Raw genomic sequence first — 10562 nt, 5'->3', positions numbered from 1 at the left:
CCCCGGCCCTCGGTCGGATGCCGCTGCTTCACAGGGCACGGTCGCCACGTCCCACGCCACGACGTCCCCCTCGGCCGGCCATACCCCGCACGCCGATGCCGACCACGGCGTGGACTCGGTCCCCGGCCCTCGGTCGGATGCCGCTGCTTCACAGGGCACGGTCGCCACGTCCCACGCCACGACGTCCCCCTCGGCCGGCCATACCCCGCACGCCGACGCCGACCACGGAGCGGACTCGGTCACGGCCCCCCGGCCGGATGCCGCCGCATCCCAGGCCGCAGCCCGCACGTCGCCCGCCGGCCCGCCCCCGACGGCAAACCACTCACCGCACCCCGACGCGTCGACAGGCCCGGAGCCACAACGCCCCGCATCCGTGGTCACGCCCTCCGCGAAGCAACCCGCTCACCCCACCCCCACTACTGCCCACCGCCCTCCACCCGCCGCGCGCCCCGCCTCGGCCGCCACCGACCCGGCCCCCTTGCCCGCCCACCCCGCCCCAACCGCCCCTCGTATCCCCGACGCCCTCCCTCCGCTCCCACCCCCCATCTCCGTCCGCCCAGCTCCCAGCCCCCTCCGCCCTCTGCGATACGAGCTGCGGCGGGCCGCCGGAGTGAGTACCGGATTTGTCACCGGGGCCGTCGTACTCGTCGTGTCCGCGCTGACCGCCGTATTTCTCGCCGGCGTCGGACACACACCACAGGCACGCCTCCTCGCCGCGTGGCCGCAGGAAATGCCGCTGCCGCCCGCGGCGCTCGGTGCGGGCCTGCTCGGGGCGCTGGCCTTCGGAGACGAGTTCCGCTATCCCGCACTGGCGGCGGACCGCGGCACGGTGCCACGCCGGCTGGGGCTGCTCGCCGCCAAGCTCCTCGTCTCCGCGGCCACTGCGCTGATCCTGGCCGTCCTCACGTTGGGCTGCGACGCCGAAGTGCTCTATCTCGTATATGGACGGGAGCTCGTGCAGGTTCCCTCGGACTGGCTCTCCCTGACCGCGAGTTGGCTCGGGCTCACGGTGGGATGTGCCTGGGCCGGTGTGCTGGCCGCCGGCGTCTTCCGGTCCACGGCGGGCGGGCTTGCCGCGGTGGTCGCCGTGCCGATTGTCGTCGTACCCCTCGTACAAAAGGCCTTCGAGGGGCCTTCCGTGCGGACCGCGGCCGGGCTTCCCATGCGGGCGCGCGAGCTGTTCCTGCTGCAGTGGCCCTTCGGGGGAGAGCGCTATCTGTCCGCCTTGGCCCGGGTGATTGCCCAACCCGTGGGCGGCGCCCTGACGTTGTCCCTGACCGCCCTGCTCTGCGCGTTTCTGCTCACGACCCTACGGAGCAGGACCCGATGACCACCGTCCGCACCCTTCCGATCCCGGACTGTGCACAACTCCCTCGGGAAAGCCCATTTCTTTCCGATAAGGCGTCAATTGCGATGGGGTGAGCGATCACCCTTTCGTGTGCTTTTCACCAAAGACCTCAAGGCAGTTGAAGAGGGCGCCGACAAAGGATCCGTGAGTACCCTTGCGCACACCATGATGACCCCCGCCCGCTCCGCAGACTCCGGCCTCTCCGGCCCGGGCGAAGCCGACCGCTACCCCTACGCCGAGGCCCCTGCCCCCGACCGCGTCGGCGCCCCCGCCTGGGAGGGCGCGGACCCCGAGCTGGGCCGTGCGGGCCGGCGCGCCGCGGGCAGCCGCGGACGCGGACTGCACGGCCAACTCGTCCAGCAGCTGGGCCAGATGATCGTCTCGGGCGACCTCGGGGCCGACCGTCCGCTGGTGCCCGAGGAGATCGGCCAGCGCTTCGAAGTCTCCCGCACCGTCGTCCGTGAGTCGCTCCGCGTCCTGGAGGCCAAGGGCCTGGTCAGTGCCCGCCCCAACGTGGGCACGCGCGTGCGTCCCGTCAGTGACTGGAACCTGCTCGACCCGGACATCATCGAATGGCGGGCCTTCGGGCCGCAGCGTGACGATCAGCACCGCGAGCTGAGCGAGCTACGGTGGACGATCGAACCGCTCGCCGCGCGGCTGGCCGCCGGGCACGGACGCGAGGACATCCAGCAGAGGCTGGCCGACATGGTGGAGATCATGGGCCACGCCCTGGGGCGGGGTGACGCGCTCACCTTCGCTCGCGCCGACGCCGAGTTCCACTCGCTGCTCATCCAGGTCGCGGGCAACCGCATGCTGGAGCACCTCTCCGGCATCGTCTCCGCCGCCCTCCATGTGTCGGGCGGCCCGGCCACGGGCTGTGACCGGCCGAACGAGACCTCCCTGGCCCACCACGGCCGCATCGTCGACGCCCTGGCCACCGGCGACGGTGCTGCGGCCGAGGCGGCGATGCGGCAGCTGCTCACCGTCCACCCCGAGGTGGAGCGCGTGGTGCCCGCCCCGCGCGAGCACTGACCGCACACCGCGGGGCGTCGCGGCCGAAAGGTGTTTCCTTCCCCGGCATCTCTCGGCCGGCGAGCCGTCCTCCGTCGGACCCCGCAGGATCCTTCTCGATCCGCGGGTCCGACGGCGCGACGCGGTGAGGCCTTGAGTTCGACGGTGCGAGCGGCGCGGTGACGCCTTGAGGTTGATGCCGGTCGAGGCCGCCCACTGGGCGACCTCTCTGCACCCCCAGGTGTCCCCCTCTGTCTGTATCTGACCGTTTTTGAGTGCTTACGTGGTGTGACTCGGGCCACGCAGATTGGGCGTAACGCTCGCGGCGGCACCGCGATGACCTAAGAGGTGACAGCCGCGGAGGGAATACGGACGCCATTCATGGCGCTGTGCATCTTCCCGGCCCCCGCCCGCGCCGTCGGCCATCCCCAGTCGGCGGTCGGCTCCTGTCCGCTGTGGACGGGACCGGAAGTCGTTTTCCAACATTCCGAGAGGTTGTTCGTGTCGGCCAGCACATCCCGTACGCTCCCGCCGGAGATCGCCGAGTCCGTCTCTGTCATGGCGCTCATTGAGCGGGGAAAGGCTGAGGGGCAGATCGCCGGCGATGACGTGCGTCGGGCCTTCGAAGCCGACCAGATTCCGGCCACTCAGTGGAAGAACGTACTGCGCAGCCTCAACCAGATCCTCGAGGAAGAGGGTGTGACGCTGATGGTCAGTGCCGCAGAGCCCAAGCGCACCCGCAAGAGCGTCGCAGCGAAGAGTCCGGCCAAGCGCACCGCCACCAAGACGGTCGCGGCGAAGACGGTGGCGGCCAGCAAGGCCACCGCCTCCACGGCTGCCCCCGCCGCCCCTGCCGTCGACGATCCGGCCGAGGAAACAGCGCCTGCGAAGAAGGCCGCTGCCAAGAAGACGACCGCCAAGAAGGCGGCCGCCAAGAAGACCGTCGCCAAGAAGGCGGCGCCCGCGAAGAAGACCGCCGCCAAGAAGGACGACGCCGAGCTCATCGAGGAGGAGGTGCTCGAGGAGGCCAAGGGCGGCGCGGAGGAGCCCGAGGGTACCGAGAGCGCCGGCTTCGTGCTGTCCGACGAGGACGAGGACGACGCTCCCGCCCAGCAGGTCGCCGCAGCCGGTGCCACCGCCGACCCGGTCAAGGACTACCTCAAGCAGATCGGAAAGGTCCCCCTGCTCAACGCGGAGCAGGAGGTCGAGCTGGCCAAGCGCATCGAGGCGGGGCTGTTCGCCGAGGACAAGCTCGCCAACTCCGACAAGCTCGCGCCCAAGCTCAAGCGCGAGCTGGAGATCATCGCCGAGGACGGCCGCCGCGCCAAGAACCACCTCCTGGAGGCCAACCTCCGTCTGGTGGTCTCCCTGGCCAAGCGCTACACCGGCCGCGGCATGCTCTTCCTGGATCTCATCCAGGAGGGCAACCTCGGTCTGATCCGCGCGGTCGAGAAGTTCGACTACACCAAGGGTTACAAGTTCTCCACGTACGCCACCTGGTGGATCCGTCAGGCGATCACCCGCGCCATGGCCGACCAGGCCCGCACCATCCGTATCCCGGTGCACATGGTCGAGGTCATCAACAAGCTCGCGCGCGTGCAGCGCCAGATGCTCCAGGATCTGGGCCGCGAGCCCACCCCGGAGGAGCTGGCCAAGGAGCTCGACATGACCCCGGAGAAGGTCATCGAGGTCCAGAAGTACGGCCGCGAGCCCATCTCCCTGCACACCCCGCTGGGCGAGGACGGCGACAGCGAGTTCGGTGACCTCATCGAGGACTCCGAGGCCGTCGTCCCGGCCGACGCGGTCAGCTTCACGCTCCTGCAGGAGCAGCTGCACTCCGTCCTCGACACCCTGTCCGAGCGCGAGGCGGGCGTCGTCTCGATGCGCTTCGGTCTCACCGACGGTCAGCCGAAGACTCTCGACGAGATCGGCAAGGTGTACGGCGTCACGCGTGAGCGCATCCGCCAGATCGAGTCCAAGACCATGTCGAAGCTCCGCCACCCGTCGCGTTCGCAGGTGCTGCGGGACTACCTCGACTAGGTCGCGGTCGTACGACGTCGAAGGCCCGGCACCCCGAGGGGTGCCGGGCCTTCGACGTGGGGCGGAGCGGGTGCGGCGCTCCGTCTACTGGATCACTCTGGGTTTCCCATGGGCACCCCAGAGTGAGGAGTACGCATGCGTCGTCCCTTTGTCCGTGCGCTGGCCCGGCCGCTCGTCCTGGCGGCCGCTCTGTCCGCGATACCGCTGGCTGCCGTCGCCCCGGCGGCCGCAGACGGCATTGTCGTGGGCGGCTTCCCGGTCGATGCCTCCGAGAGCCCCTGGGCGGTGGCCCTGTCCAGCCGTGACCGGTTCGGGGGTACGCGGTCGGGACAGTTCTGCGGCGCTGTGGCGGTCGGCCCGAAGACCGTTCTCACCGCGGCCCACTGCCTTTCCGAGGACGCGCTGGGGGCACCGCCGGAGCAGACGCGCGACCTGAAGGTCATAACGGGGCGTACGGATCTGCGCTCGGCCGAGGGCCGGGAGATCCCCATACGCGAAAGCTGGGTGAATCCGAAGTACGACAGTGAAAGCAACGCCGGGGACTTCGCCGTGCTCACCCTCGCCGAGTCGCTGCCGCGCGGCGCGGTCATGGGCATGGCCGCCGCGGGCGATCCGGCATACGAAGCCGGTACCGGCGCCATGGTCTACGGCTGGGGCGATGTCACAGGGGCCGGGGACTACGCCGCCGGACTGCGGGCCGCACGCGTGCACGTGCTGCCCGACACCCTCTGCGAGGAGGCCTACCCCGGTGTGGGCGGCGGTGCGTATCTGGCCGACGCCATGGTGTGTGCGGGGGAGAAGGTGGGCGGCCGGGATGCCTGCCAGGGGGACAGTGGGGGGCCGCTGGTCGCCCAGGGCAAGCTGATCGGGCTTGTGTCCTGGGGGAGTGGCTGCGGACGGGCCGGCAGCCCGGGTGTCTACACGCGGGTGTCCGACGTCATCCGGAGGCTGGGCTGGGAGAGCGCCGTACAAGAGTCGAAGTAGGGGCTCTGGCGGAGCCCGAGCGGGACCGCCTGGGACGAGGACGGGCGGCCGCCCCTGACAGCAGAGGTGGCCGCCCGCTCACCGGCCTGTATCGGGCTGGCTCGTCGTGGACGGAGGGTCAGCGCTCTTCTTCGGTAGCGGTGCCCGGAGCGGTGGTCAGGCGTTCCGTCTCGTCCTGTATCTCAGCGGCGATCTTCTTGAGTTCCGGCTCGAACTTGCGACCGTGGTGGGCGCAGAAGAGCAGTTCTCCGCCGCTGAGCAGGACCACGCGCAGGTACGCCTGGGCGCCGCAGCGGTCGCAGCGATCAGCGGCCGTCAGCGGGCTCGCGGGGGTCAGAACAGTAGTCACGTCGCCTCTTCTCTAGCTCGACGAGCTGTCGTACCAGGGTCAACATCCAACCAGCCCGAAAACGTTCCCGCTCGCGGCTTTTCCTCGAAAAATTTTTCCGAGGAGGCTGTCTGCTGCCGGTTGGCGGCGAATGTGCCGTATTGCGTGTCTATGTGTCTTACGGGTTCGCGCAGTCTGTCGGTGTCGGTCCTCCCGGCTGGCTTGCCGGTTTGTTCATGAGGACGTGCCCGGAGCCTAAATGGTTCATGCCTCGAAGGGAACGTGATGTGTGCTTCACTCCATCGAGGGATCGAACGTGTATGCGACTCTGGACTAGTCTGAGTTCGGAGCGAGGGTGGCGTTACAACGGCTCTACCAGGCCTCGGTACCCTCTGAGCGGCAACCGAAGCCGTGCCCTTACCCAGATGGGCCCCCAATGAAATTCAGCGAGGAGCGAACCGCGTGACCGCCGAAACGTCCGTGCCGTCCACAGCGCTGCTGGCAGGAGCAGACCGGGACGGTTCCAACTACACCGCGCGGCACCTGCTCGTCCTGGAGGGGCTGGAGGCCGTTCGCAAGCGACCTGGCATGTACATCGGCTCGACGGACAGTCGTGGCCTGATGCACTGCCTGTGGGAGATCATCGACAACTCCGTGGACGAGGCCCTCGGCGGGTACTGCGACCACATCGAGGTGATCCTGCACGACGACGGCTCGGTGGAGGTGCGGGACAACGGCCGGGGCATCCCGGTCGACGTCGAGCCCAAGACCGGCCTCTCCGGTGTCGAGGTCGTCATGACCAAGCTGCACGCCGGCGGCAAGTTCGGCGGCGGCTCGTACGCGGCCTCCGGCGGCCTGCACGGCGTCGGCGCCTCTGTCGTGAACGCCCTGTCCGCCCGGCTGGACGTCGAGGTCGACCGCGGCGGCCACACCCACTCCATCAGCTTCCGACGGGGCGTCCCCGGCGCCTTCGCCGCGCTGGGACCGGACGCGAAGTTCGAGCCGAAGGGCGGCCTGCGCAAGGCGAAGAAGATCCCCAAGACCCGCACCGGCACGCGCGTGCGGTACTGGGCCGACCGCCAGATCTTCCTCAAGGATGCCAAGCTCTCCCTGGAGAACCTGCACCAGCGCGCGCGCCAGACGGCGTTCCTGGTGCCCGGCCTGACGATCGTCGTCCGGGACGAGTACGGCCTCGGCGAGGGCGGCAGCAAGGGCGAGGAGTCCTTCCGTTTCGACGGCGGCATCAGCGAGTTCTGTGAGTTCCTGGCCACCGACAAGCCGGTCTGCGACATCCTCCGCCTGACCGGACACGGCACCTTCAAGGAGACCGTCCCCGTCCTCGACGAGCACGGCCAGATGACTCCCACCGAGGTCACCCGCGAGCTGGGTGTCGACGTCGCACTCCGCTGGGGGACCGGCTACGACACGACCGTCAGGTCGTTCGTCAACATCATCGCCACGCCCAAGGGCGGCACCCATGTCGCCGGCTTCGAGCAGGCCGTCACCAAGACGGTGAACGAGGTGCTGCGCGCCAAGAAGCTGCTCCGCGTCGCCGAGGACGACGTCGTCAAGGACGACGCCTTGGAGGGCCTCACCGCGGTGGTCACCGTCCGCCTCGCCGAGCCGCAGTTCGAGGGGCAGACCAAGGAGGTGCTCGGCACCTCGGCGGCCCGTCGCATCGTGAACAACGTGGTCTCCAAGGAGCTCAAGGCCTTCCTCACCGCCACCAAGCGGGATGCCGCCCAGCAGGCCCGCGTGGTCCTGGAGAAGGTCGTCGCCGCCGCGCGCACCCGCATCGCCGCCCGCCAGCACAAGGACGCGCAGCGCCGCAAGACGGCACTGGAGTCCTCGTCGCTGCCCGCCAAGCTCGCCGACTGCCGCAGCGACGACGTGGACCGAAGTGAGCTCTTCATCGTCGAGGGAGACTCCGCGCTCGGCACTGCCAAGCTCGCCCGGAACTCCGAGTTCCAGGCGCTTCTGCCGATCCGCGGCAAGATCCTCAATGTCCAGAAGTCGTCCGTCACGGACATGCTCAAGAACGCCGAGTGCGGCGCGATCATCCAGGTCATAGGAGCGGGGTCGGGTCGGACGTTCGACATCGACGCGGCCCGCTACGGCAAGATCATCATGATGACCGACGCCGATGTGGACGGCTCCCACATCCGCTGCCTGCTCCTGACGTTGTTCCAGCGCTACATGCGGCCCATGGTCGAGGCAGGCCGGGTGTTCGCCGCGGTGCCGCCGCTGCACCGGATCGAGGTCATCCAGCCCAAGAAGGGCCAGGACAAGTACGTCTACACGTACTCGGACCGTGAGCTGCGCGACAAGCTCATGGAGTTCCAGAGCAAGGGCATCCGCTACAAGGACTCGATCCAGCGCTACAAGGGTCTCGGCGAGATGGACGCCGACCAGCTGGCCGAGACGACCATGGACCCGCGCCACCGCACCCTGCGTCGGATCAACCTCTCCGACCTGGAGGCAGCGGAGCAGGTGTTCGACCTGCTGATGGGCAATGACGTCGCCCCGCGCAAGGAGTTCATCTCCAACTCGGCGGCGACGCTGGACCGGTCGCGTATCGACGCGTGACCGGTGCGCTGGGCCGGAGCCGGGGGCGGGTGACTGTCGTCCTCGGCTCCAGCAGCGGCTTCGGTCACCTGATGGGGTGAAGGGCAGAGGGAAGAAGAGTCAGGGATCTTCCCGGTCTGTCCATGCTTGGGCATGCACGCAAGCAACGATCGTTCCTGCAAAAGCGGGGGCGGTCCCGCGAGTCCGTTCGAGAAGACCGAGGATCACTACCCGTACGACGATCCCTGGTACGACGCCCTGGCCTCCGGCTGGGGCGAGTCGGGTGGCGCGGCGGAGCCCGTGACGGCCGTTCCGGCGGCGCGTACGGGAGGATCCGAGCCCGCGGACCGGGCGGTGGCCGCGGGCCAGGTCTACCTCGAGGTACAGCGCAGCGCTGCCTTTCAGGAGGTGCGCAGCCGGTACCGGAGGTTCGTGGTGCCGGCGGTGGCCGGCTTCTTCGTCTGGTACGTGGCGTACGTCGTCGCGGCGACGACGGCTCCGGGACTGATGGCCCGGCCCGTGGTGGGCGCGGTGAACGTGGCGATGCTGGCCGGGCTCGGGCAGTTCCTCAGCACCTTCCTGCTGACCTGGGCGTATGCCCGGCATGCACGCCTGCGCAGGGATCGGGCCGCGCTCGAACTGCGCTGGGAGACCCAGGAACTGGCCCGCAGCGTGCGAGGCGGTGCGTCGTGACGGGTAATCATCAGACGCTGGCGCTGCTGCTGTTCAGCGGGTTCGTCGCCATCACGTTGGGGATCACGGCCTGGGTGAGCCGCAACCGGCGTGGTTCGGCGGAGGAGTTCTACGCGGGCGGACGTCTCTTCTCGCCCATGGAGAATGGTTTTGCCGTCGCCGGCGACTACATGTCGGCCGCCTCCTTCCTGGGCGTCTCCGGGCTCATCGCGCTCTTCGGCTACGACGGGCTGCTGTACTCGGTGGGCTTCCTGGTGGCGTGGCTCGTGGTGCTGTTCCTGGTCGCCGAACTGGTGCGCAACTGCGGCAGGTTCACCCTGGCCGACGTCGTCGCCGCGCGGATGCGGGAGCGGCCGGTGCGGATCGCGGCGGGAACTTCCTCCGTCACCGTGTCCGTTCTGTATCTGGTGGCGCAGATGGTGGGTGCGGGCAGCCTGGTCGCGCTGCTGCTGGGCGGGACGAGCGAGGCGGCGCAGTCCTGGACCGTCATCGGTGTCGGGGCGCTCATGGTCATCTATGTGTCGTTGGGAGGGATGCGGGCCACCACGTGGATTCAGATCGTGAAGGCGGTCCTGCTGATGGGCGGGGCGATCGCCCTGACCGTGCTCGTCCTGGTGCGGTTCCACGGTGACTTCGACCACCTGTTGCGCTCCGCGGCGGAGCGCAGCGGTCATGGGGACGCGTTCCTGGCGCCGGGGCTGACGTACGGCGGGGACTGGACCGCCCGTTTCGACTTCATCAGCCTCGGTCTCGCCCTGGTGCTGGGGACGGCCGGGCTGCCGCACATTCTGTCCCGGTTCTACACCGTGCCCACCGCGCGGGCGGCGCGGCGTTCGGTCGTGTGGGCGATCGGGCTCATCGGCGGCTTCTACCTGATGACGATCGTCCTCGGTTTTGGTGCGGCGGCGGTTGTGGGACCTGAGGCGGTACGCGGCTCGAACGCGGCCGGCAACACGGCGGTTCCGCTGCTGGCACTCGACCTGGGCGGCGGCGCGGATTCCACCGGAGGAACGGTTCTCTTCGCGATCGTCGCCGCCGTCGCCTTCGCCACCATCCTCGCGGTGGTCGCAGGAGTCACGCTCGCCTCCTCGGCGTCCGTGGCCCACGACCTCTACGCGTCACTGCGCCGTCGGAAGGCCGAGCAGTGCAGCGAGGTGAGCGTCGCACGGGCAGCCGCAGTGGGTATCGGCGTGGTCGCGATCGCGCTCGGCATCCTCGCCCGCGACCTCAACGTCGCCTTCCTCGTGGGGCTCGCCTTCGCCGTCGCCGCGTCCGCGAATCTGCCGGTGCTGCTCTACTCACTGTTCTGGCGTGGCTTCACCACCCGCGGAGCGGTGTGGGCCGTCTACGGCGGGCTCGTTCCGGCCGTGGCGCTCGTGCTGCTGTCACCGGTTGTGTCGGGCAGCCCCGAATCGCTGTTCCCGGGCCTGGACTTCCAGTACTTCCCGCTGCAGAACCCGGGCCTCGTCTCGATCCCCCTGGGCTTCCTCGCGGGCTGGCTCGGCACGGTCACCTCGGCGGAGGCACCGGACGAGGCCAAGCACGCGGAGACCCAGGTGCGGTCCCTGACCGGGGCGGGTGCCGTGTAGGAAC

Annotated in this window: 7 protein-coding genes and 1 pseudogene; 7 read left to right on the top strand and 1 reads right to left on the bottom strand. The window is 69.4% G+C overall.

Going from position 1 to position 10562, the window contains the following annotated elements; translation table 11 throughout:
- The 4 genes and pseudogenes from ACFVJQ_RS36715 to ACFVJQ_RS36700 form a co-directional block, all read left to right on the top strand.
- Positions 1 to 1330: pseudogene (locus ACFVJQ_RS36715) on the top strand (hypothetical protein); the annotation flags it as partial.
- Positions 1331 to 1492: 162 nt separating this feature from the next.
- A complete protein-coding gene (locus ACFVJQ_RS36710) occupies positions 1493 to 2380 on the top strand; it encodes a FadR/GntR family transcriptional regulator (protein WP_224736671.1) in 888 nt (295 codons plus the stop codon).
- A 480-nt stretch (positions 2381 to 2860) separates the two neighbouring features.
- On the top strand, positions 2861 to 4399 hold the full coding sequence (locus ACFVJQ_RS36705) for an RNA polymerase sigma factor (RefSeq protein ID WP_385514769.1): 1539 nt from the start codon (positions 2861 to 2863) through the stop codon (positions 4397 to 4399).
- A gap of 135 nt (positions 4400 to 4534) precedes the next feature.
- Positions 4535 to 5383: a S1 family peptidase gene (locus tag ACFVJQ_RS36700; RefSeq protein WP_385790011.1), complete on the top strand. Its 849-nt coding sequence runs from the start codon at positions 4535 to 4537 to the stop codon at positions 5381 to 5383.
- A gap of 118 nt (positions 5384 to 5501) precedes the next feature.
- On the opposite strand, the gene ACFVJQ_RS36695 is transcribed toward ACFVJQ_RS36700, so the two are convergent.
- Positions 5502 to 5732 (bottom strand): hypothetical protein, encoded by a 231-nt coding sequence (locus ACFVJQ_RS36695; RefSeq protein WP_224737409.1) that lies wholly within the window; start codon positions 5730 to 5732, stop codon positions 5502 to 5504.
- Positions 5733 to 6173: 441 nt separating this feature from the next.
- On the opposite strand from ACFVJQ_RS36695, the gene ACFVJQ_RS36690 reads away from it, so the two are divergent.
- The 3 genes from ACFVJQ_RS36690 to ACFVJQ_RS36680 all read left to right on the top strand — a co-directional run bounded on the left by ACFVJQ_RS36690 (position 6174) and on the right by ACFVJQ_RS36680 (position 10558).
- Positions 6174 to 8297, top strand: coding sequence for a type IIA DNA topoisomerase subunit B (locus ACFVJQ_RS36690; protein ID WP_385516313.1), 2124 nt, complete (start codon positions 6174 to 6176; stop codon positions 8295 to 8297).
- A 132-nt stretch (positions 8298 to 8429) separates the two neighbouring features.
- Positions 8430 to 8969: a DUF485 domain-containing protein gene (locus tag ACFVJQ_RS36685; RefSeq protein WP_385516314.1), complete on the top strand. Its 540-nt coding sequence runs from the start codon at positions 8430 to 8432 to the stop codon at positions 8967 to 8969.
- Positions 8966 to 10558: a cation acetate symporter gene (locus tag ACFVJQ_RS36680; RefSeq protein ID WP_385516315.1), complete on the top strand. Its 1593-nt coding sequence runs from the start codon at positions 8966 to 8968 to the stop codon at positions 10556 to 10558. The genes ACFVJQ_RS36685 and ACFVJQ_RS36680 overlap by 4 nt, the downstream gene beginning before the upstream one ends.
- The last annotated feature ends 4 nt before the right edge of the window (positions 10559 to 10562 follow it).

This window comes from Streptomyces sp. NPDC127197 (assembly GCF_042672405.1).
Classification (GTDB): domain Bacteria; phylum Actinomycetota; class Actinomycetes; order Streptomycetales; family Streptomycetaceae; genus Streptomyces; species Streptomyces flavusporus.
This window is presented reverse-complemented; position numbering and strand designations above follow the sequence as displayed.

Bases quoted from the DNA above. Each gene is read 5' to 3' on its own strand.
- ACFVJQ_RS36700 (WP_385790011.1), top strand. From the start codon at position 4,535: ATGCGTCGTCCCTTTGTCCGTGCGCTGGCCCGGCCGCTCGTCCTGGCG.
- ACFVJQ_RS36685 (WP_385516314.1), top strand. From the start codon at position 8,430: ATGCACGCAAGCAACGATCGTTCCTGCAAAAGCGGGGGCGGTCCCGCG.